This window comes from Klebsiella sp. AqSCr (assembly GCF_008452795.1).
GTDB classification, from domain to species: Bacteria; Pseudomonadota; Gammaproteobacteria; order Enterobacterales; family Enterobacteriaceae; genus Klebsiella; species Klebsiella pneumoniae.
In genome coordinates, this window is sequence record NZ_MJDM01000010.1 from 114,287 (window position 1) to 136,093 (window position 21,807).

At 56.4% G+C, this 21,807-nt stretch carries 18 protein-coding genes; 12 read left to right on the forward strand and 6 right to left on the reverse strand.

Features of this window, described 5'->3' with window-relative positions; translation table 11 throughout:
* Nucleotides 1–153 precede the first annotated feature (153 nt).
* The 3 genes from BHE81_RS24375 (at nucleotide 154) to BHE81_RS24385 (ending at nucleotide 4,354) form a co-directional block, all read left to right on the forward strand.
* Nucleotides 154–822 (forward strand): glutathione S-transferase family protein, encoded by a 669-nt coding sequence (locus BHE81_RS24375; protein ID WP_002885078.1) that lies wholly within the window; start codon nucleotides 154–156, stop codon nucleotides 820–822.
* A 388-nt stretch (nucleotides 823–1,210) separates the two neighbouring features.
* Nucleotides 1,211–2,560 carry an NCS2 family permease gene (locus BHE81_RS24380; protein WP_002885079.1) on the forward strand — a complete coding sequence of 450 codons (1,350 nt, stop codon included), beginning with the start codon at nucleotides 1,211–1,213 and terminating at the stop codon, nucleotides 2,558–2,560.
* Nucleotides 2,561–2,707: 147 nt separating this feature from the next.
* A complete protein-coding gene (locus BHE81_RS24385; protein ID WP_002885082.1) occupies nucleotides 2,708–4,354 on the forward strand; it encodes a Na+/H+ antiporter in 1,647 nt (548 codons plus the stop codon).
* A gap of 162 nt (nucleotides 4,355–4,516) precedes the next feature.
* Here the strand turns inward: BHE81_RS24385 and BHE81_RS24390 are convergent, their stop codons facing one another.
* Nucleotides 4,517–5,398: a LysR family transcriptional regulator gene (locus BHE81_RS24390; protein ID WP_004177821.1), complete on the reverse strand. Its 882-nt coding sequence runs from the start codon at nucleotides 5,396–5,398 to the stop codon at nucleotides 4,517–4,519.
* Between the two features lie 105 nt (nucleotides 5,399–5,503).
* Between BHE81_RS24390 and BHE81_RS24395 the strand changes: the two genes are divergently transcribed.
* From BHE81_RS24395 to BHE81_RS24425, 7 genes are all read left to right on the forward strand, one after another.
* Nucleotides 5,504–5,911 carry a CidA/LrgA family protein gene (locus tag BHE81_RS24395; protein WP_002885086.1) on the forward strand — a complete coding sequence of 136 codons (408 nt, stop codon included), beginning with the start codon at nucleotides 5,504–5,506 and terminating at the stop codon, nucleotides 5,909–5,911.
* Nucleotides 5,908–6,597: an LrgB family protein gene (locus BHE81_RS24400; protein WP_002885088.1), complete on the forward strand. Its 690-nt coding sequence runs from the start codon at nucleotides 5,908–5,910 to the stop codon at nucleotides 6,595–6,597. The genes BHE81_RS24395 and BHE81_RS24400 overlap by 4 nt, the downstream gene beginning before the upstream one ends.
* 510 nt (nucleotides 6,598–7,107) lie before the next feature.
* On the forward strand, nucleotides 7,108–7,665 hold the full coding sequence (locus BHE81_RS24405; RefSeq protein WP_004192602.1) for a fimbrial protein: 558 nt from the start codon (nucleotides 7,108–7,110) through the stop codon (nucleotides 7,663–7,665).
* A 60-nt stretch (nucleotides 7,666–7,725) separates the two neighbouring features.
* Nucleotides 7,726–8,415, forward strand: a complete 690-nt coding sequence (locus BHE81_RS24410) for a fimbrial assembly chaperone (protein ID WP_004210006.1) — start codon at nucleotides 7,726–7,728, stop codon at nucleotides 8,413–8,415.
* Nucleotides 8,369–10,948 carry a fimbria/pilus outer membrane usher protein gene (locus BHE81_RS24415; protein WP_110246480.1) on the forward strand — a complete coding sequence of 860 codons (2,580 nt, stop codon included), beginning with the start codon at nucleotides 8,369–8,371 and terminating at the stop codon, nucleotides 10,946–10,948. The genes BHE81_RS24410 and BHE81_RS24415 overlap by 47 nt, the downstream gene beginning before the upstream one ends.
* A gap of 35 nt (nucleotides 10,949–10,983) precedes the next feature.
* Entirely contained in the window at nucleotides 10,984–11,532 is a 549-nt protein-coding gene (locus tag BHE81_RS24420; protein ID WP_004151734.1) for a fimbrial protein, read from the forward strand.
* 19 nt (nucleotides 11,533–11,551) lie between these two features.
* Nucleotides 11,552–12,649, forward strand: a complete 1,098-nt coding sequence (locus BHE81_RS24425) for a type 1 fimbrial protein (protein ID WP_023280745.1) — start codon at nucleotides 11,552–11,554, stop codon at nucleotides 12,647–12,649.
* Nucleotides 12,650–12,695: 46 nt separating this feature from the next.
* On the opposite strand, the gene actP is transcribed toward BHE81_RS24425, so the two are convergent.
* From actP to acs, 3 genes are all read right to left on the reverse strand, one after another.
* Nucleotides 12,696–14,348: a cation/acetate symporter ActP gene (actP, locus tag BHE81_RS24430; protein ID WP_024623073.1), complete on the reverse strand. Its 1,653-nt coding sequence runs from the start codon at nucleotides 14,346–14,348 to the stop codon at nucleotides 12,696–12,698.
* On the reverse strand, nucleotides 14,348–14,659 hold the full coding sequence (locus tag BHE81_RS24435; RefSeq protein ID WP_004177812.1) for a DUF485 domain-containing protein: 312 nt from the start codon (nucleotides 14,657–14,659) through the stop codon (nucleotides 14,348–14,350). Before BHE81_RS24435 ends, actP begins: the two co-directional genes overlap by 1 nt.
* A 183-nt stretch (nucleotides 14,660–14,842) precedes the next feature.
* Complete coding sequence (gene acs, locus BHE81_RS24440; protein WP_023280746.1) at nucleotides 14,843–16,801, reverse strand: acetate--CoA ligase; 1,959 nt, start codon at nucleotides 16,799–16,801, stop codon at nucleotides 14,843–14,845.
* Nucleotides 16,802–16,901: 100 nt separating this feature from the next.
* On the opposite strand from acs, the gene BHE81_RS24445 reads away from it, so the two are divergent.
* Together BHE81_RS24445 and gltP are read left to right on the forward strand one after the other, a co-directional pair.
* Nucleotides 16,902–17,102, forward strand: coding sequence for a hypothetical protein (locus BHE81_RS24445; protein WP_004146658.1), 201 nt, complete (start codon nucleotides 16,902–16,904; stop codon nucleotides 17,100–17,102).
* Nucleotides 17,103–17,213: 111 nt separating this feature from the next.
* Entirely contained in the window at nucleotides 17,214–18,527 is a 1,314-nt protein-coding gene (gene gltP / locus BHE81_RS24450; RefSeq protein ID WP_004146659.1) for a glutamate/aspartate:proton symporter GltP, read from the forward strand.
* A 36-nt stretch (nucleotides 18,528–18,563) separates the two neighbouring features.
* On the opposite strand, the gene BHE81_RS24455 is transcribed toward gltP, so the two are convergent.
* The gene (locus BHE81_RS24455) at nucleotides 18,564–19,250 is read right to left on the reverse strand and encodes a tetratricopeptide repeat protein (protein ID WP_004151733.1); all 687 of its coding nucleotides are present in this window, start codon (nucleotides 19,248–19,250) and stop codon (nucleotides 18,564–18,566) included.
* A 229-nt stretch (nucleotides 19,251–19,479) separates the two neighbouring features.
* Nucleotides 19,480–21,627 carry a formate dehydrogenase H subunit alpha, selenocysteine-containing gene (locus BHE81_RS24460; protein WP_012737173.1) on the reverse strand — a complete coding sequence of 716 codons (2,148 nt, stop codon included), beginning with the start codon at nucleotides 21,625–21,627 and terminating at the stop codon, nucleotides 19,480–19,482.
* Nucleotides 21,628–21,807: the final 180 nt, after the last annotated feature.

The following is a 21,807-nucleotide window of genomic DNA, read 5'->3' on the forward strand; positions in this document are numbered from 1 at the left end:
AGTATTGCGCAATCTGTTGATGGAGGTTCCGGTTTGCGTCGACACTTTAACTATGGCATCTGCCGTCGCTTTTTCCTCACTATTTTGCTGAAATTTTCCCGGCAATGAGCGCCTGTTCCTATAGTTAATTTGAACAAACTACGGGAGAGGCTCATGCTGACGGTACATCATCTTAATCAATCACGATCGCAACGCGTACTGTGGGCACTGGAAGAGCTGCAGCTGCCTTATCAGATAGTCCGCTATCAGCGGGAGAAAACGATGCTGGCGCCGGCGGCGCTAAAAAAAATCCATCCGTTGGGCAAATCACCGGTACTGGAAGACAACGGCTATGTGCTGGCGGAGTCCGGGGCGATCCTCGAGTATTTGCAGGAAACCTGGGACAGCGGCGGGTTGTTGAAGCCGCAGGGAATTGACGACAAACTGCAGTACCGCTTCTGGCTGCACTATGCCGAAGGCTCGCTGATGCCGCTGCTGTTAATGAAGCTGGTGTTCGCCAGCCTTGGCAAACCCCCTGTGCCCTTTGGCGTTCGCTCGCTGGGTTCGCTGCTGGGCAAGGGGATACAGAAAACGTGGCTCGATCCGCAGCTGGCCACCCATGCGCGGTTCATTGACGACCATCTTGCCGCGCGGCCATGGTTCGCTGGCGAGCGGCTGAGCATGGCCGATATCCAGATGAGCTTCCCGGTGATGGCATTGTTGGCGCGCGGCGGCATGCATGACCTTGTCCATATCGAGGCCTGGCGTCAGCGAGTGGAACAGCGACCGGCCTGGCAACGCGCCATCGAGCGCGGCGGCCCCTTCACCTTACCCGGCGCCTGAGATATCAGCGGATCCGATGACGTCGATAAATGAAAGCAACTCACTAAAAAATTGTTAGCGGATTGCGCATGGACGATAACGTTTGCGCATCGTCTGGTTATTTTCTGTTCGTCATAAGCGAAATTTAGCGAAATACGATAAACATCGGTTGAAAAGGGTTATCTAAAGGCCGGATAATCGTTTGCCTTTCTGTTTCGCTCCCCCTTTTTTCTGCTGTCCGGGGGAGGCGATAAGGTTGACCACCGTAGTGTATGCGCGGAGTTAAACGTTTGCTTTTTTGCGGCCCCCCTGGCGCTGCGATTCGGTACATGGAGATCGCGTTTAACTGGCAGTGGACGGTCCACCACGCATATCAACGAACGATAAAAATTTTCAGGGGAAGTTTTCTATGTCTACGCCTTCAGCGCGTACCGGCGGTTCATTGGACGCCTGGTTTAAAATTTCGGCGCGCGGCAGCACCGTGCGTCAGGAGATTGTTGCAGGTCTTACTACCTTTCTGGCGATGGTGTACTCCGTCATCGTGGTGCCGGGCATGCTCGGAAAAGCGGGCTTCCCACCGGCCGCGGTGTTTGTCTCGACCTGTCTGGTAGCGGGCGTTGGCTCGCTGGCGATGGGATTATGGGCGAATCTGCCGATGGCGATCGGTTGCGCTATCTCGTTGACCGCCTTCACCGCCTTCAGCCTGGTGCTGGGGCAGCAGATCAGTATTCCGGTAGCCCTCGGCGCAGTATTCCTGATGGGGGTCCTGTTTACGGTGATCTCGGCAACCGGCATTCGCAGCTGGATCTTGCGTAACCTGCCGCAGGGCGTGGCGCACGGTACCGGGATCGGCATTGGCCTGTTCCTGCTGCTGATCGCCGCCAACGGCGTTGGTCTGGTGATCAAAAACCCGCTGGACGGTTTGCCGGTGGCGTTGGGCAACTTTGACAGTTTCCCGGTGGTGATGTCGCTGATTGGCCTCGCGGTGATCATTGGTCTGGAAAAAATGAAGGTGCCGGGCGGCATTCTGCTGACCATTATCGGCGTGTCGATTGTCGGCCTGATTTTCGATCCCAACGTCCATTTCTCCGGCATTTTCGCTATGCCATCCCTGAGCGATGGCCAGGGTAATTCCCTGATCGGCAGCCTGGATATCGTCGGCGCGCTCAACCCGGTCGTGCTGCCAAGCGTGCTGGCGCTGGTGATGACGGCGGTCTTTGACGCCACCGGTACCATCCGTGCCGTGGCTGGCCAGGCGAACCTGCTGGATAAGGACGGACAGATCATCAACGGCGGTAAAGCGCTGACCACCGACTCCCTGAGCAGCGTCTTCTCCGGTTTAGTCGGGGCGGCGCCGGCGGCGGTTTATATCGAATCGGCGGCGGGTACCGCGGCCGGTGGTAAAACCGGTCTGACCGCGGTGACGGTCGGTGTCCTGTTCCTGCTGATCCTGTTCCTCTCCCCGCTCTCTTATCTGGTGCCGGCCTACGCGACCGCGCCGGCGCTGATGTACGTTGGCCTGCTGATGCTGAGCAACGTGGCGAAAATCGATTTCAATGACTTTGTTGACGCGATGGCTGGCCTGATCACCGCGGTGTTTATCGTGCTGACCTGTAACATCGTGACGGGCATCATGATCGGTTTCGCGACCCTGGTTATTGGCCGTCTGGTCTCCGGCGAGTGGCGCAAACTGAACCTCGGCACGGTGATTATCGCTGTGGCGCTGGTGGTGTTCTACGCCGGCGGCTGGGCGATTTAAACCCTTCGTGCTCCTCACGGGCGGCTCAGGCCGCCCGTTTTATTTTTAAGCCACATCCTGTTTCCATTTGCGTTAATCTGGGTAGCGTATGATTCACAGGCACGACGCCTTACAGGTATAAAAGAAAACGCAGCAAACAGGGAACACATGGAAATATTCTTTACCATCCTCATCATGACCCTTGTGGTCTCACTCTCCGGGGTAGTGACGCGCGTACTGCCCTTTCAGGTTCCACTTCCACTGATGCAAATCGCCATTGGCGCGCTTCTGGCGTGGCCGACCTTTGGTTTGCACGTTGAATTTGATCCAGAGCTGTTTCTGGTACTGTTTATCCCGCCGCTGCTATTCGCCGACGGCTGGAAAACGCCAACCCGCGAATTTATTGAACACGGGCGCGAGATCCTCGGCCTGGCGCTAGCGCTGGTGGTCGTGACGGTGGTCGGCATCGGCTTTCTGATCTACTGGATTGTACCGGGCATTCCGCTGATCCCGGCGTTCGCGCTGGCGGCCGTGCTGTCGCCGACCGACGCCGTGGCGCTTTCGGGCATCGTTGGGGAAGGGCGGATACCGAAGAAAATCATGGGCATTCTGCAGGGGGAGGCGCTAATGAACGACGCCTCCGGCCTGGTCTCGCTCAAGTTTGCCGTCGCGGTGGCGATGGGCACCATGGTCTTTACCGTTGGCGGCGCCACCGTAGAATTTCTGAAGGTGGCGATTGGCGGCGTGCTGGCCGGGTTTGTGGTGAGCTGGTCGTATGGCCGCTCGATGCGCTTCCTCAGCCGCTGGGGCGGGGATGAACCCGCCACGCAGATTGTCCTGCTGTTCCTGCTGCCGTTTGCCTCCTATCTGATTGCCGAACATATCGGTGTCTCCGGCATCCTGGCGGCGGTAGCGGCGGGGATGACCATCACCCGTTCCGGCGTGATGCGCACCGCGCCCTTGGCCATGCGCCTGCGCGCCAACAGCACCTGGGCAATGTTGGAGTTTGTCTTCAACGGCATGGTCTTCCTGTTGTTGGGCCTGCAGCTGCCGGATATCCTCTCCAGTTCGCTGGTGGCGGCGGAGGCCGACCCCAACGTTGAGACCTGGATGCTGTTTACCGACATTATCCTGATCTATGCCGCGCTGATGCTGGTGCGTTTTGGCTGGCTGTGGTCGATGCGTAAGCTCAGTCAGCGCTTCCTGAAGAAGAAGCCGATGGAGTTTGGCTCCTGGACTACGCGCGAGCTGCTGATCTCCTCCGTTGCCGGGGTGCGCGGGGCGATTACCCTCGCCGGTGTGCTCTCCATTCCTCTGCTGCTGCCGGACGGGAATGTCTTTCCGGCGCGCTATGAACTGATTTTCCTCGCCGCCGGGGTGATCCTGTTCTCGCTGTTCGTCGGGGTGATTGCGCTGCCGATCCTGCTACGTCACATTGAATCGAGCGATAATGTGCAGCAGCGGAAAGAGGAGCGTCTGGCGCGCGCGGCAACGGCTGACGTGGCGATTGTGGCGATCCAGAAGATGGAAGAGCGTCTGGCGGCGGATACCAAAGAGAATATCGATACCCAGCTGCTGACCGAAGTCAGTTCGCGGGTGATCGGTAACCTGCGCCGGCGCGCCGATGGGCGTAACGACGTGGAAACCTCTATGCTCGAAGAGAGTCTGGAACGCCGCTTCCGCCTGGCGGCGCTGCGCTCTGAGCGCGGCGAGCTGTATCATCTGCGCGCCACCCGGCAGATCAGTAACGAGACGCTGCAGAAGCTGCTCCACGATCTCGACCTGCTGGAAGCGCTGTTAATCGAAGATCAATAACCTGTAATCCGGATAGCGCGACGCTTATTCGGACTACTGGCGAGACTGCAGTAAATGTGTAGCCCCGGTAAGCGTTAGCGCGACCGGGGGAAACCCGGGCAGCGGCGCAAGCGCCTGACCCGGGCTACCCCTTCCCTTGCGGAACGCGTTGTCACCAGGGAATTATTCCAGCCAGAACGCTTTGCTGCACGCCAGCCAGGCCTCAGCGCTGCGCGACATATATACGCCTTCCCGCCAAATCATCCCCAGCTCCCAGCGCAGCTCGCTTTGCAACGGGATCCAGCAAAAATTCTGCCGGTCGAGACGCTGGCAAATCGGTTCCGGCAGGATCGCTACGCCAATGCCCGCCTGCACCATGGCGGCGAGAAAATCCCACTGGCCGCTGCGCACTGCGATACGTGGCTTCACGTCATGCTCGGCAAACAGCCGCATCAGCTGCTGGCTAAGGGCAAATTCCTCGTTGTAGATAACCAGCGGATGCGACGCCAGCTCGGCCGGCGAGAGCGAGGTTTTACCTTCCCACTCCGCGGTCCTTGGCGTCAGGACGCACAGCGGGTGATTGAACAACGGCAGAATGGTGAGGCTGCTATCCTCCTCGACAGGCAGGGCGGTCATCGCCATATCAAGTTCGCCATTGCTGACCGCCTGCTGGACCGTCAGGCCGCCAAACTCGGCGATCTTCAGCTCGACGCCCGGATAGCGCTGGCGGAAGCGACTGATCGGCTCGGCCATCAGCATCCCGACCATCGGCGGAATGCCAAGCCGCAGCACCCCTTTATGCAGGTGGTTGATATCGCTCAGCTCTGACTCCAGCTGGCTGAACTCGCCCAAGATCGCCTGGCCGCGTTCAAAAACGACGCGCCCGGTATCGGTGAGCAGTAGTTTGCGGCCGTCGCGGATCAACAGCGTGCAGTTCAGCTCATCTTCGAGATTCTTGAGCATCTTGCTGATGGTGGGCTGTGTGACAAACAGCTTTTCCGCCGCGCGAGTAAAACTCTGCTGACGAACCACTTCAACGAAATAGCGCAGCGTTCGGATATCCATAATTATTCCCTGAGACTATACCTGCGATGATTTTAATTCATTTCTGTCCGCTTCGGCGGCTCTCTATACTGCTCGCCTGACTTCTTTTTTTCAGGACTATCGCACATGGCCTTCGCGCCAGCTCGCGTTGCCCCCGCCGTGGCGCAACGACTTCAGATCCCGGTACAGGTACTTCTCTACGTCGGGTTATTCATCTTCGCACAATATCTGGTGAACAGGTGGCAGGTACCGCTGCCGGCTAACCTGGTCGGCATGGTGATGCTCCTGCTGCTGATCGTCTGCCGGGTGATACCGGTAAGCTGGGTGCGCGCCGGCGCCCGCTGGCTGCTGGCGGAGATGCTGCTGTTTTTCGTCCCGGCAGTGGTCGCGGTGGTGAACTACGCCCAGCTGTTGATGGTCGATGGTTGGCGGATTTTTCTGGTGATTGCCTTAAGCACGCTGATGGTGCTAGGCGCCACCGCCTGGGTCGTTGACAAGGTCTATCGTTACGAAGTGGGCAGGTTAAAAAAATGAGCGATGCCGTACTGAGTATCCTGTGCCTGGTGGCGACGCTGGTCCTCTATTACGCCAACAAAAAACTGTATCGCCGTTTTCATAAACTCCCTCTGATGCCGCTGGTGTTCACGCCGATCCTGCTGGTGCTGATTCTGGTGGTAGGCCACATCTCTTATCAGAGCTATATGGGAGAGACCCACTGGCTGCTGTGGCTGCTGGGCCCGGCGACCATCGCCTTTGCCGTTCCGGTGTATGAAAATGTCGCGGTGATTAAACGCCACTGGATGTCGCTCAGCGCCGGGGTGGTGACGGCGGTAGTGGTGGCTGTCACCAGTTCCGTATGGCTGGCGCGCGGGTTTATGTTGTCTGATGAAATTCAGCGTAGCCTGGCGGTGCGCTCGGTGACCACGCCCTTTGCGCTGGCGGCGGCGAAACCGCTCGGCGGACAACCCGATCTGGTGGCGCTGTTTGTGGTGATCACCGGCGTGTTTGGCATGGCGGTGGGAGATATGCTGTTCTTACGTCTTGCTATCCGGGAGGGGATGGCGAAAGGAGCCGGGTTCGGCGCGGCTTCCCATGGTGCGGGAACGGCGCGCTCGTATGAGCTGGGCCAGCAGGAGGGCGTGGTGGCCAGCCTGGTGATGATGCTGTCAGGCGTAGTAGTGGTGCTGGCTGCGCCGGTCGTCCGCTGGCTGCTGTTTTAACATTATCGCCAGAGTGAATGTTAATAAATATTGAGGAGAGGAATAGCTATCGGCTATTCCCTGTTTTTGTTATTGATGCATTTAACGGTTCATCATAAAAGATTAAGCCAATTCTTATATCAGCACTGACTTTGTAACTAAATGTTTCTCTGCATGCCCGTATTTAATTATGGGGTAAATATTATATAAATATCCAATTATCTTTGCGAATTTTATAACTTTATAACTATTTGATTTTTATGGTTTTGAGTATGGCCACGCATGCGTTGCGATGTTATGTCGCAAAAAATCAATTTTTACATTAATAATTGAGTTCTTACCTCATGCTAGTTATTATTTTTACGCGAGCTTGTATTATTGAATGGATTCAAATGCTGGTCGTTTATTTATGAATAATATTAATTGTCATAAACCATATGTCATGTAAATACATGCATGACGCCGCGCTGCTTGAATTTCATTCTCTAATATCGCTGCATAAAGCAATTGACGGACTGATTGTCGTTTATAATGGATATGGGAATAAATATGAAGATGAGTAAAAAATTTCTGGCGGGTGCCCTGATTTTCTCTGCCTGCAGCGCGCTGTCTACCGTTGCGCAGGCTGATAACACCATTACCTTTAATGGTATTGTTTCCGATACCACCTGTACGGCGACCATTGATGGCGGTGTAACGGCTATTGATATGGGCACCACCTCAGTGGCGGATCTGAAAGCGTATACCTTCGGCGCTGCCAAGAACTTCTCCTTTAGCTTAGCTGATTGCCCGACCGCGGAAGAAGGTGGCAACAGTATCGCCCGCGTCACTTTTGGCGGTGTTTCCGATACCGCGAACAGCGATTATTTTAAAAACCAGGCAACTGATGAGCCGGCAACCGGCGTCGCTGTGGCCCTTTTCGACGAAGCGGGCAATGTGATGAAGAATAACGAAGAGGGTTCTGATGTTGATATCTCTTCGGGTGCAGCAACCATTCCGTTCACCGTAAAAATGGTGAAATCGGGTGATGCCGATCCGACGAAAGGTACCGTTCAGACAACCGTGACTTATAACGTGACCTATCATTAATTCGGCTTCTTGTTGAATGGAGAAAGGGGAATCGCCTGCTATTCCCCTTAAATTAAACATATGAGATATCCTTTTTTTGCGATCGGTTTATTGCTGTCTTCTTCCTTCGCGCAGGCCAGCGTGGTCGTTGGCGGTACGCGTCTGGTTTTTGATGGTACGAAAAATAACGCTGTAATAACGGTTGAGAATAAAGATCAGAACAGCAATATCGTTCAGTCCTGGCTCTCGGTGGTTGATGCAGCCTCACCCGCCAAAGACGCATTTATTATTACGCCGCCGCTGTTTCGTCTCAAAGCCGGGGAGAAAGGATTTGTCCGCGTAGTTCGATCAGGAAAGAAATTACCCGACGATCGCGAGTCGATGTTTTGGCTCAATATTAAAGGGATCCCGGCAACAGAATATGTACCTGATAAAAATGTCGTACAGTTTGCGATTAATTCGAAAATAAAATTGATTTATCGACCCGCTGCGTTAAAAGGTAATACACCGGAAGCGTACGCTGAAAAATTACAGTGGGGGAAAGAGGGGACGTCGGTGACGGTAAAAAATAACTCACCGCTGTATATGAATTTCTCACAGGTTAGCCTTAACGGTAAAAATATTTCTGGCGCATGGTTTGCTGCCCCGTTTTCCACCTTAAAAATACCCGTGCAGAGTAGCCTGTCGGCGACAGGAAAAAAAGAGATCACATGGAGCGTGATTAATGATTATGGTATGTCAGGGAAGAAATATACCGCTATCATTCAGTAGCGTTGAGCTGCTATTTTCAACTAAAAGTATCTGCGTCGCTATTATTCTGTGCCTAAGTACTCTACCCTCTCGCGCGGAGGCCGGCGAATATTTCAACCCAAATTCACTCGAAGTCGCCGAGAGTCCTGCGGCTTCGGTTGATCTATCCTATTTTTCGCAAGATGGCATACCGCCGGGCACCTATCACCTGGATGTTTACATCAACGATAAGTACGTCAGTTCAGACTCGCTGACTTTTCAGGAAATTAGCCATGACGCAGGCGCGACTGCTTCTCCCTGCCTGTCCGCGGAGTATCTGAATTCATGGTTGATTAATACCACCGGCTATCCGCAGTTGTTCGAGGCAGGGGAAACCTGCGCCCGGCTGTCGGCGATCCCCGGGATGACGTTCTCGGTATCTCTTGCCCAGCAGCGCATTGATTTTACCGTGCCGCAGGCCGCCATGCTGAATCGCCCCAGAGACTATATTCCCGAGAGCCAGTGGCAACAGGGGATCAATGCCGGTCTTCTCAACTATAGCGTCACCGGGCAGCGTAATGCGCCGCGGCATAACGGCGCCACTATCGACAGTCAGTTCGTCAGCCTGCAGCCTGGGCTGAATCTGGGACCATGGCGCCTGCGCAACTACAGCACCTATAGCCACAGCGATAACAACAGCCGCTGGGAGTCGGTTTACTCCTATCTTGCCCGCGATATTCACACCCTACGCAGCCAGCTGGTGGTCGGTAATACGTATACCTCTTCCGGCATTTTCGACAGTTTGAGTTTTACCGGTCTGCAGCTCAGTTCGGACAAAGAGATGCTGCCGGATAGCCTGCATGGCTTTGCGCCGACGATTCGAGGGATCGCGCGCACCACCGCGGAGGTCTCGGTTTATCAGAATGGTTACAGCATTTATAAAACCACCGTCGCTCCCGGCGCCTTTGAAATTAACGATCTGTACGCCACCGGCAGCGCCGGCGACCTGTACGTCAACATTAAAGAGTCTGACGGCAGCGAGCAAAACTTTGTGGTGCCTTTCGCGTCGCTGGCGATCCTGCAACGTGAGGGCCAGCTGGACTATGCGCTGAGCAGCGGCAGGACGCGATCGGGTAGCTCCGACGATAAAGAATATAACTTTATTCAGTCTTCCCTGGCCTATGGCGCCACCAGCAACATCACTCTTTATACTGGTTTCCAGCAGGCGGAAGATAAATACACCAACCTGTTGTTAGGCGCTGGCTTTAACCTCGGTACTATCGGTGCGCTGTCGTTTGATGGCTCTCAGTCGTGGGCCGACGTGAAAACCAGCGATACGGCCTCGTCAACCAGTAAAGAGCAAGGGCAATCGTATCGCGTCCGCTTCAGTAAAAGCTTTCTGCAGACGGGCACCAGCTTTTCCGTGGCCGGTTATCGCTACTCCACCTCGGGATATTATTCGTTTCAGGACTTTGTCGATAACTCTTCCACACAGCGCGACTGCTGTACGCAGAGCGGCAGAACGAAAGGCCGGTTTGACGCATCGTTGTCGCAGACGCTGTTTGGCTATGGTTCGCTCTCGCTTTCGTTGGTCAATGAGACCTACTGGGACAGTTCGCGTATGGAATCGGTGGGCGTGGGCTATAGCGGGTCGATTGGCAAGGCCTCCTACTTTATTAACTATTCCTATAACCGCAATGTGCAAAGCACCGATGACAGCAGCAATAACCGGCCGGCCAGCGATACGGTCGTCTCCCTGACGTTAAGTATTCCGCTTGGCGAGACGCTCTCGGCAAATTACACCATGAACCATGGTCGGCATAACGATACCACGCACAGCGTGGGGCTCAACGGCTCGGCGTTTGAGGATCGTTCCCTGAACTGGAGCGTACTGGAAGGGTACAACACGCAGGATAAAAGCACCTCCGGCAACCTCAGCGTCAACTACCAGGGCTCGAAAGGGGATGTGGCTGGCGGCTATGGCTACGACCGCTACAGCAATCACTACAACTATTCGCTGCGCGGGGGCATGGTCGCCCATACGGGCGGACTCACGCTATCACGCTTTCTTGGCGAGAGTTCTGCGCTGGTCGAAACGCCTGGCGTCAGCGATGTGACAGTGCGCGGTCAGACAAACGTGACGACGGATGCCGCCGGATATGCGGTGGTGCCTTACGTCCGTCCGTACCATCGTAACAGCCTGGCGCTGGATGAACAGGAAATACCTGGCGCTGAAGTGGATAACGTCGCCAGAACGGTGGTTCCGACGCGCAATGCGATCGTCAAAGTGAAGTACGACACGCGAATTGGCTATAAGGCGATGCTCACCCTGCGTACCCGCAATGGCGTGGTGCCTTTCGGCGCGCTGGTGACCCTCGATAATGATCACGGTAGCGCGTCGCGCAGCAATATCGTTGGCGATGAGGGGCAGGTGTATCTAACGGGGCTGCAGAAAAAAGGCCAGCTGTTAGCGCGCTGGGGGGAGAAAAGCAGTGAGCAGTGCACCGTTCATTATGACTTCTCCGGCATGGCCCTTGGCGACGATATTCTGTTCTATCAGGCCGAATGTCGGTAATGGATGCAGGTTTTCAACATGGAAGAGGGGCTGATATGAATATGCGAGACGGCAGCACAAGGGGCCTCCTGGTGGCCATTTTGCTGCTCTCCCTTCCGGCGCTGGCTTATGAGGGCAGCAGCACGGTCAATTTTAACGTCACGGGCACCATCGAAGCGCCTTCCTGTGAGGTGGCCGTGGAGCCGTCGAACAGTATCGATTTAGGCACCGTCTCCTCGCAGACGTTCTCCGGACATGCCGGGGCGAGCGGCGCCAGCGTGCCGGTTAAGCTGGTCTTTTCCAGCTGTTCCGCCGATGCGTCGGCGGTGACCATCGCGTTTAGCGGCACCAGCTTCGATAGCACCCACGCTTCAATCTATAAAAACTTCCAGACTGGCAGCAACGGTGCCAGCGGCGTCGGTTTGCAGCTGCAGAGCATGGCCGACCAGCAGCCCCTTGGCCCCGGCGACCAGTATCTCTATACCTTTGGGGACGATGCGGATATCCATACCTTTAATATGGTGGCACGTATGTTTTCGCCTTATGGCCAGGTAAGGTCCGGGATGGTCGGGTTTACCGCCACGTTCGATGTGGCTTACAAATAACGTTTCGACAGGGATGGGTATGAAAAAACTGATCTTATTGCTCATATTGGCACTGTGTCCCGTCTATAGCTGGGCGGCCTGCACGGGAACCAACTATGGCGATGTCTCGATGACCAACCTGCCGGAAAAGATCCTGGTCAATGCCGGGAGCTATACCGCAGGGACGGTACTGTATGACTCGGGGAAGATTACGCGCTCGCAAACGGAATTGCTTAACTGTGAGGGGAGCACCTACGCGGTTTTTGCCTGGTCCTCGAACAATGCCGGGGCACTGATAGGGGATAATATCTATGCCACCTCGGTGCAGGGGATCGGTATCCGCGTCAAGGTGTGGCTCAATATCAGCGGTGAATATGGCGATGACACCGATGATTTCAGCCCCGACTCGCAGGTGCATTATATTGGTGATGTGAATTATTACCTCGGAAAGCCGACAGGTCTTTTCGACTCTTTCGCGTCGACTCATTATACCCCGGCGTATCAGCTGCAGCTGGTGGCCACCGGCGGCGCCATCGCCAGCAAGAGTCAATTATCGTTCAGCGACCCGGTGGCCACGGTATCGGCCAAGGATAAAAAGGGGACCATCGCTATTTCACAACTGCACATCAGCGGCACAACCAGCATCCAGCTAATCCCGATGGGGTGTATTGTCGGTAGCAATAATCTCAGTTTTTCCATGGGCAGCATCAATGCCAGTGAGTTTAATACCGCGACGAAGGTGGGTAGCGCGCGGCAGTCTCTGAGCCTCTCCTGCGAGCCGGGAACTAACGTTTCGATGCGTGTGGCGGCTGCTTCTGCAAGCGGGGATAACCCTGACAATACGGTGATGGCCCTCACGGCGGAACAGAATGCCGCCACTGGCGTGGGAGTGCAGTTAAATTTGAATGGCAAAGCACTGCCGTTAAATACCGATATCAGCCTCTATACTTCGAGCCGCACGACGGTGACCAACAGCGGCGCGGACGCCAGCTACAGCTATTTCACCAATCCCGACAGCCCCGGAGGCGCAGCGGCCATGCAGACGCTCGCTTTATCCACTAACTATTACAGGACGGGGAGCGCGGTGACCGCGGGGACAGCCAACGCCACCGGGGTGATCACCTTTACTTATAACTGAGGGGAGAATCCCTTCCCCGAACGATGCCGGGGAAGGGAGAGGACGATTAATGCGCCTGGCCGCGTTCGATACCGATCCCGGTTTGTGAACGGATAAACTGGGCGCGGAACTGCTCGCGCTCGCGCATCCCTTCCGGTGAGTTATCGGTGGCGGAGAAGACCCAGATGCCAATGAACGCGATGGCAATGGAGAACAGCGCCGGATATTCATACGGGAACAGCGCTTTCTCATGGCCGAGGATCTGCACCCAAATGGTGGGGCCGAGGATCATCAGAATGACCGCAGTCAGCAGGCCCAGCCAGCCGCCGACCATCGCGCCGCGGGTGGTCAGCTTCGACCAGTACATCGACAGCAGAATAATCGGGAAGTTACAGCTGGCGGCGATGGAGAAGGCCAGGCCGACCATGAAAGCAATATTCTGATTTTCAAACAGAATACCCAGCAGAATGGCCACCACCCCAAGGATCAGCACGGTGATCTTGGAGACCTTCAGCTCCTGACGCTCGGTCGCGCCCTTGCGGAAGACGTTGGCGTACAGGTCGTGCGACACCGCTGACGCGCCGGCGAGGGTCAGGCCCGCCACCACCGCCAGGATAGTGGCGAAGGCTACCGCAGAGATAAACCCGAGGAACAGGTTGCCGCCAACCGCATCCGCCAGGTGCACCGCCGCCATGTTATTGCCGCCGATAAGCTGTCCGGCCGCGTCTTTAAACGCTGGGTTCGCGCCGACCAGCATGATTGCGCCGAAGCCGATGATAAAGGTCAGGATATAGAAATAGCCCATAAAACCGGTGGCGTAGAAGACGCTTTTACGCGCTTCTTTGGCGTCGCTCACGGTAAAGAAGCGCATCAGAATATGCGGCAGGCCAGCGGTACCGAACATCAGACCCAGACCCAGAGAGAGCGCGGATATCGGATCTTTCACCAGTCCGCCGGGACTCATAATCGCCGCCCCTTTCGGGTGGACCGCCATCGCCTCGGTAAACAGGTTATTGAAGCTGAAGCCGACGTGCTTCATGACCATAAAGGCCATAAAGCTGGCGCCGCACAGCAACAGAACCGCTTTAATAATCTGCACCCAGGTAGTCGCCAGCATGCCGCCGAACAGGACATAGAGCACCATCAGCACGCCAACCAGCACTACGGCGACATGGTAATTAAGGCCGAACAGCAGCTGGATTAGCTTGCCGGCGCCCACCATCTGGGCAATCAGATACAGGGCCACCACCACCAGCGAACCGCAGGCGGAGAGGGTGCGGATCGGCCCCTGCTTCAGGCGGTAAGAGGCGACATCGGCAAAAGTATAGCGGCCAAGATTGCGCAGACGTTCAGCAATTAGAAACAGGATAATCGGCCAGCCGACGAGAAAGCCCAGCGAGTAGATCAGCCCATCGTAGCCGGAGGTATACACCAGCGCGGAGATACCGAGGAACGACGCCGCTGACATAAAGTCGCCGGCAATCGCCAGCCCGTTCTGGAAGCCGGTAATATTGCCGCCGGCGGTGTAGTAATCGCTGCGCGAACGCACCCGTTTTGAGGCCCAGTAGGTGATGTACAGCGTTAGGGCGACGAAAATCAGGAACATGACAATCGCCTGCCAGTTGGTCGGCTGGCGCTGTACCGCGCCGGTAATAGCGTCTGCGGCGTGAGCGCCGAGGGGCAGCAGCGTGGCGGCGAGCGCCGTCAGGACTCTCTTGATCATGCTTTTACCTCGTTGAGAACGCTTTTGGTCAAACGGTCGAATTCACCGTTAGCTCGCCAGACATAAATACCGGTCAGGATAAACGAAATGACGATCACGCCAATGCCGAGCGGGATCCCGCGGGTGACGCTGGTTCCGGCGTGCAGCGGGGTGCCGAGCCAGCCGGGTGCAAAGGCGATAAGCAAAATAAAGCCCACATAGATCACTAACATAATCACTGACAGAATGGCGGCAAACCGTTGCCGTGATGCAACTAACTCCCTGAAATGCGCACTATTTTCTATCCGCTGACAAAGTTGTTCATTCATCTTAGCGTCTCCAGAGGTCTCCCTTTCGTCATCCACTCGGCGGACGCTGGCGACAGCAACCCCTCCGGCGACGGAGCCGGGACAGGTGTTGCTGACGGCGTTCCTGCGAGTGAAATCCTGGGGGAGGGACTTATTTTTATCCTCTCCCCGGAAGGGGAGAGGGTGTAGGGAATCGGTCCTTACTTACGATGGCATGGTAATGGCCTGCTTCTCTTCGAGCAGTTTTTCCACGACGCCAGGATCGGCGAGGGTCGAGGTATCGCCGAGGTTGCTGGTGTCGCCTGCGGCAATCTTACGCAGAATGCGGCGCATGATTTTGCCCGAGCGGGTTTTCGGCAGCGAATCGGTCCAGTGCAGCACATCCGGCGTCGCCAGCGGACCGATCTCTTTGCGTACCCAGTTACGCACTTCGGCATACAACTCCGGCGTCGGTTCTTCGCCGTGATTGAGCGTCACGTAGGCATAGATGGCCTGGCCTTTGATGTTATGCGGGATCCCCACCACCGCCGCTTCGGCGATTTTTGGGTGCGACACCAGCGCCGATTCGATCTCGGCGGTCCCCAGACGGTGTCCGGAGACGTTCAGGACGTCATCCACCCGGCCGGTGATCCAGTAATAGCCATCTTCATCACGACGCGCGCCGTCGCCGCTAAAGTACATATTTTTGAAAGTGGAGAAGTAGGTTTGCTCAAAGCGCTCATGGTCGCCGAACAGGGTACGCGCCTGGCCGGGCCAGGAGTCGGCGATGGCGAGGTTGCCCTCGGTGGCGCCATCCAGCGGCAGGCCTTCGTTATCCACCAGCACCGGCTGGACGCCGAAGAACGGACGCGTCGCGGAGCCGGCCTTCAGCTCAATCGCGCCCGGCAGCGGAGTGATCATAAAGCCGCCGGTTTCGGTCTGCCACCAGGTGTCCATCACCGGGCACTTCTCGTTACCGATCTTCTTCCAGTACCACTCCCAGGCTTCCGGGTTAATCGGTTCGCCGACCGAGCCAAGAATGCGCAGCGAGGAGCGGTCTGTGCCTTCGATAGCTTTGTCGCCTTCCGCCATCAGGGCGCGAATAGCCGTCGGGGCGGTATAGAGAATGCTGACCTTATGCTTATCGACGACCTGGCACATGCGCGCCGGCGTAGGCCAGTTCGGCACCCCTTCGAACATCAGGGTGGTGGCGCCGCAGGCCAGTGGGCCGTACAGCAGATAGCTATGGCCGGTGACCCAGCCCACGTCGGCGGTGCACCAATAAATATCGCCCGGATGGTAGTCGAAAACGTATTTAAAGGTGGTGGCCGCATAGACCAGATAGCCGCCGGTGGTGTGCAGCACCCCTTTCGGTTTACCGGTGGAGCCGGAGGTATAGAGGATGAACAGCGGATCTTCGGCGTTCATTTCGACGGGCCGGTGTTCGGCGCTGGCGTTTGCAATCAGGTCGCTCCACCACAGATCGCGGCCTTCCTGCCAGTCGATATTGCCGCCGGTGCGTTTCAGGACCACCACGTGCTCAATGCTTTTCACGTTCGGGTTTTTCAGCGCGTCATCGACGTTTTTCTTCAGCGGGATGGCGCGACCGGCGCGCAGCCCTTCGTCAGCGGTGATCACCAGGCGTGAGCTGGAGTCGATAATGCGTCCGGCCACCGCCTCCGGCGAGAAGCCGCCGAAAATGACCGAGTGGATTGCCCCGATGCGGGCGCAGGCCAGCATCGCCACCGCGGCTTCCGGCACCATCGGCATATAGATAGCAACCACGTCGCCTTTTTTAATCCCGAGGTCGAGCAGCACATTGGCGAAACGGCACACGTCGGCATGCAGTTCACGGTAGGTGATGTGCTTGCTTTGGCTGGCGTCGTCGCCTTCCCAGATGATGGCGGTTTGACCGCCGCGTTCGGCGAGGTGGCGGTCGAGACAGTTAGCGGCGAGGTTCAGGGTGCCATCTTCATACCATTTGATGGAAATATTACCCGGTGCGAAGGAGGTGTTCTTTACACGGGTATAGGGCCGCATCCAGTCAAGGATCTTGCCCTGCTCGCCCCAAAATGTATCAGGGTCGGTTATGGATTGTTGGTACTGCGCCTTGTACTGATCCGGGTTAATCAGGCAACGTTCCGCAATATTAGCGGGAATAGGGTGTTTGTGAATTTGGCTCATGGCTTTTTTTCTCCTTTGAACTTGTTAAATATATGTCAAACAAACGTTAAGAGTAGGGGTTTTGACAGCTTTGTTTGTTAATTGGGGGGCAGATCACGCAATGATTAAACTGGGTGAAATTTCATCAAATGAAACTTTGAAGCGAAATAATTACGCAAATGAATTTATAGAAACGGAAGCTGTGAAATTTTTTTTATTACAAATACTTATGCAATATAACTGGGGGAAATTCGCTGCTTTATGCATAAAAGCAGAGGAAAGCCCTGTTCTTAAAGGCTTGCGCAGCATGCCGTGCAAATGATACTGATATTGCGCGTTAAATAACCCCACAAAGCAACGCAACACAATTCATACCCCCTGCAGTGGGTACCATGACGAAAAGGAATGGTGCCTTTCATTGAGGAAGTCAGTAGTGAAGAAAACAAAAAAAGTCAGTCTGGCCTGGCAAATTTTGCTAGCCCTGGTGCTGGGTATCCTTCTGGGCAGTTATCTGCATTACCACGCTGAAAGTCGCGATTGGTTAATTAGCAATTTGCTGACGCCGGCGGGCGATATCTTTATCCATCTGATTAAAATGATCGTGGTCCCGATTGTCATTTCGACCCTGGTGGTCGGGATTGCCGGCGTGGGTGACGCCAAACAGTTAGGGCGGATCGGTGCCAAAACCATTATCTATTTCGAAGTGATCACCACGGTGGCGATTGTGCTGGGTATCACCCTGGCCAACGTCTTCCAGCCGGGGACGGGCATTGATATGTCGCAGCTGGCGGCAGTTGATATTTCGAAATATCAGAACACCACCGCCGAAGTGCAGAGCCATGCGCACGGCCTGATGGGCACCATCCTGTCGCTGGTGCCGACCAATATCGTGGCATCGATGGCGAAAGGCGATATGCTGCCGATTATCTTCTTCTCGGTGCTGTTTGGCCTGGGGCTCTCCTCGCTGCCGGCGACCCACCGTGAGCCGCTGGTGACGGTCTTCCGCTCTATCTCCGAGACCATGTTTAAAGTCACCCATATGGTGATGCGCTATGCGCCGGTCGGGGTATTCGCCCTGATTTCGGTAACCGTCGCCACCTTCGGTTTCGCCTCGCTGTGGCCGCTGGCCAAGCTAGTGTTGCTGGTTTACTTTGCGATCCTGTTCTTCGCGCTGGTGGTGCTGGGGATTGTCGCGCGCCTGTGTGGTCTGAGCATCTGGATCCTGATCCGCATCCTGAAAGATGAGCTGATTCTGGCTTATTCTACCGCCAGTTCGGAGAGCGTACTGCCGCGCATTATTGAGAAGATGGAAGCCTACGGCGCGCCGGCGTCGATCACCAGCTTTGTGGTGCCGACCGGTTACTCCTTCAACCTCGATGGTTCAACGCTGTATCAGAGCATCGCGGCGATCTTTATCGCCCAGCTGTACGGTATTGACCTCTCTATCTGGCAGGAGATTACCCTGGTGCTGACCCTGATGGTGACCTCGAAAGGGATCGCCGGCGTGCCGGGCGTCTCCTTCGTGGTGCTGCTGGCCACCCTGGGTAGCGTCGGGATCCCGCTGGAAGGGCTTGCCTTTATTGCCGGCGTCGACCGTATCCTCGACATGGCGCGTACCGCGCTGAACGTGGTGGGTAATGCGCTGGCGGTGCTGGTTATCGCCAAGTGGGAGCATAAGTTCGATCGCAAAAAAGCGCTGGCCTATGAACGCGAAGTGCTGGGCAAGTTTGATAAAACCGCCCAATAAAACACAAAGCCCGGCGCGATAGCGCCGGGCTTTTTCTTATCCTTTACTAATCCGGTCAAACTCTTCGCAGCCGGTATCAAACCCCTCCAGGCAACTGACGTTGAGCCAGTGCAGCGCCTTCTGCTTATTCGGTTCGATAAAGCCTTTTTCTCCCTGCTGGAACATCATCCCGGCCCAGTATTCGGCATAGCCGGTGCGGGAAAGTGATGAACTGCCTTTGAAGTATTCACTTGCTTTCACATCATCCTCCGGGCCGTGTACGCCGCTGGCGTAGATCAGCCCCAGCAGCATCTGGGCATCTACCGCCGCATCGCTTTCGCTATCCCGGGCAGCATCCTGCAACAGCGTGATGGCGTGCGCTACGTCGGTGGCGCCAGCCTGACGGTTGACCAGCACCCGCGCGAGGACGATCTCTCCGGATTTACTGCCGGCCTCGACGGCTTTTTCCGCCAGCTGGCGGGCCTGCGGATAGTCCGCCTGTTGGGGGTTACGGATTTTGAGCTGCGCCAGCAGCGCCAGCGCATCGCCATCGCCCTGGGCGGCCGCCTTCTGCGCCCAGTATTCGGCTTTTTGATAATCGCCGGAGCTGACCCAGGTATCGGCAAGGTAATATTGCGCGCGTCGATCGCCGGCTTCGGCCTGCTGTTGATACTGACTGCCAGGTTCGGTGGCCACCGCTGCGCCGCTGGTGAAAACCAGTAGAAATAAAAAGAGGTATTTCATTTGTATTTATTATCAGTAAGGAACATAGCGCGCAGTATAAAGGGAGGCGAAAAAGAAGAAAATGGCAGGTATCGGTAGGTAAGGCCGATTTGCGCTACCTGACCGTAGGCCCGCGCAAGCGCAGCGCCGCCGGGCGACAGACTGTGGACACGGAGCCGTTTATGTGCCGGGTGGCGGCTGCGCCTGACCCGGCCTACGCATCGCGCGAGCCGGGTCAGACCGCCGAACCTTAACCCATCGCGCTTTCGCGCAGGCGGGATTTCAGCTTGTTGTACTCGTCGATCACGTACTGTTCCGCGGCGCGCTGATCGGCAATCCGCTCAACGTTGACCGCGCAGTACTTGTACTCCGGCGTTTTGGTTATTGGACTCAGGTTCTCTGAGACCAGCTCGTTACAGGCGCCGATCCACCACTGGTAGGTCATGTACACCGCGCCTTTATTCGGCCGATCGCTGACCTGCGCGCGGGTGATGATGCGCCCCTTACGCGAATTGACCCATACCAGCTCTTCATCTTCGATGCCTAGCCGTTCGGCGTCGGCGGTGTTGATTTGCGCATAGCCTGGTTCATCCGCCAGCGCCGCCAGCGCCGCGCAGTTACCGGTCATTGAACGGCACGAGTAGTGGCCGACCTCGCGCACCGTCGACAATACCATCGGGTACTCGTCGGTAAGCTTATCGATCGGCGCGACCCAGTCGCAGGTGAAGAACTGCGCCAGTCCGTTCGGGGTATCGAACTTCTCTTTAAACAGATACGACGTTCCCTGATCGGCGTCGGACTCATCGCGGCACGGCCACATGACATAGCCGAGCTCACCCATTTTCTCGTAGGTGGCGCCGTAGAAGTCCGGGCACAGATGCCGCAACTCGTCCCAGATCTCCTGGGTGTTGTTGTAATGCATCGGATAGCCCATCCGGGTGGCGATTTCGCTGATGATCTGCCAGTCGGTTTTCAGGTCCCACTTCGGCTCCACCGCTTTAAAGAAGCGCTGGAAGCCGCGGTCCGCTGCGGTATACACGCCTTCGTGCTCGCCCCACGAGGTGGACGGCAGGATGACGTCGGCCGCGGAGGCGGTTTTGGTCATGAAAATGTCCTGGACGATAACCAGTTCCAGATCGTCGAACGCTTTGCGGACCGCCGAGAGTTCGGCGTCGGTCTGCAGCGGATCCTCACCCATAATGTACGCCGCCCGCACTTCACCGTGCGCCGCGCGGTGCGGCAATTCGCTGATGCGATAGCCGGTATGCGCAGGCAGGCTTTCCACGCCCCAGGCTTTGGCGAATTTCTCGCGGTTCTCCGGGAACTTGACGTACTGATAGCCCGGATAGGTATCCGGTAGCGCACCCATATCGCAGGCGCCCTGAACGTTGTTCTGGCCGCGTACCGGGTTGACGCCGACGCTCGGCTTGCCGAGGTTGCCGGTGAGGATCGCGAGGCTGGTCAGCGACCGCACCGTCTCCACGCCCTGGTAGAACTGGGTGACGCCCATGCCCCACAGGATGGCGGCGGATTTGGCGCTGGCATACATCCGGGCGCAGGCGCGGATCTCCTGGGCGCTGACCCCGGTGATCTCCTCCACCGACTCCGGCGTATAGCCTTCAACGATTTTGCGATACTCCTCGAAGCCTTCGGAACGGCTGGCGACGAAGGATTTATCGTACAGATCCTCTTCAATAATCACGTGGCCAATGGCGTTGAGCAGCGCGATGTTCGAGCCGTTCTTCAGCGCAATGTGCATATCGGCGATGCGCGCGGTTTCAATTTTGCGCGGGTCGCAGACGATAATTTTCGCCCCGTTGCGTTTAGCGTTAATGACGTGATTCGCCACGATAGGGTGGGAATCCGCCGGGTTGTAACCGAAGATAAACACCAGATCGGTGTTATCAATCTCCGTGATGGCATTACTCATGGCGCCGTTACCGACCGACTGGTGCAGACCTGCAACCGAAGGGCCGTGTCAGACGCGAGCGCAGCAGTCGACGTTATTGGTACCAATAACGGCGCGCGCGAATTTTTGCATCACATAGTTGGTTTCATTACCGGTGCCGCGGGAGGAGCCGGTGGTTTGGATCGCATCCGGGCCATATTTGGCTTTAATGGCGCTGAGGCGGGTGGCGACGTAATCCAGCGCCTCGTCCCAGGAGACGGCTTCCAGCTTGCCGCCGCGTTGACGGCGGATCATGGGGGTTTTCAGGCGCGGCGTTAGGATCTGGGTATCGTTAATGAAGTCCCAGCCATAATAGCCCTTCAGGCACAGGGTTCCCTGGTTGGTTTTCCCCTGCGCCGCTTCAGCCCGAACGATTTTGCCGTTATCGACCACCAGGTTGATTTTGCAACCTGATGCGCAATACGGGCAAACCGTGACGACTTTTTTCATCGGTCTTGCTCCAGTTATTCAATGGGCGCGTTTGCGCTATCGCGCCGTCACTATGCATCTTCTATGCCATATTTTCATTGTGGGTATTCCTTGATGATACGCGGGTTTTTTGGGCGGAATGCTGACGAAAAACAGCCTGTCGACAGATTTGACGTGTCGATACCCTGGAGATGTGACGGC

Excerpts from the sequence above, each read along its gene's own strand:
- BHE81_RS24455 (WP_004151733.1), bottom strand. The coding sequence starts at position 19,250 with ATGAAATACCTCTTTTTATTTCTACTGGTTTTCACCAGCGGCGCAGCG.
- BHE81_RS24445 (WP_004146658.1), top strand. The coding sequence starts at position 16,902 with ATGATTAAACTGGGTGAAATTTCATCAAATGAAACTTTGAAGCGAAAT.
- BHE81_RS24380 (WP_002885079.1), top strand. The coding sequence starts at position 1,211 with ATGTCTACGCCTTCAGCGCGTACCGGCGGTTCATTGGACGCCTGGTTT.
- BHE81_RS24415 (WP_110246480.1), top strand. The coding sequence starts at position 8,369 with ATGATTATGGTATGTCAGGGAAGAAATATACCGCTATCATTCAGTAGC.
- BHE81_RS24390 (WP_004177821.1), bottom strand. The coding sequence starts at position 5,398 with ATGGATATCCGAACGCTGCGCTATTTCGTTGAAGTGGTTCGTCAGCAG.
- BHE81_RS24410 (WP_004210006.1), top strand. The coding sequence starts at position 7,726 with ATGAGATATCCTTTTTTTGCGATCGGTTTATTGCTGTCTTCTTCCTTC.
- BHE81_RS24375 (WP_002885078.1), top strand. The coding sequence starts at position 154 with ATGCTGACGGTACATCATCTTAATCAATCACGATCGCAACGCGTACTG.
- acs (WP_023280746.1), bottom strand. The coding sequence starts at position 16,801 with ATGAGCCAAATTCACAAACACCCTATTCCCGCTAATATTGCGGAACGT.
- BHE81_RS24400 (WP_002885088.1), top strand. The coding sequence starts at position 5,908 with ATGAGCGATGCCGTACTGAGTATCCTGTGCCTGGTGGCGACGCTGGTC.
- BHE81_RS24435 (WP_004177812.1), bottom strand. The coding sequence starts at position 14,659 with ATGAATGAACAACTTTGTCAGCGGATAGAAAATAGTGCGCATTTCAGG.
- BHE81_RS24420 (WP_004151734.1), top strand. The coding sequence starts at position 10,984 with ATGAATATGCGAGACGGCAGCACAAGGGGCCTCCTGGTGGCCATTTTG.
- BHE81_RS24405 (WP_004192602.1), top strand. The coding sequence starts at position 7,108 with ATGGATATGGGAATAAATATGAAGATGAGTAAAAAATTTCTGGCGGGT.
- BHE81_RS24425 (WP_023280745.1), top strand. The coding sequence starts at position 11,552 with ATGAAAAAACTGATCTTATTGCTCATATTGGCACTGTGTCCCGTCTAT.
- BHE81_RS24385 (WP_002885082.1), top strand. The coding sequence starts at position 2,708 with ATGGAAATATTCTTTACCATCCTCATCATGACCCTTGTGGTCTCACTC.
- BHE81_RS24395 (WP_002885086.1), top strand. The coding sequence starts at position 5,504 with ATGGCCTTCGCGCCAGCTCGCGTTGCCCCCGCCGTGGCGCAACGACTT.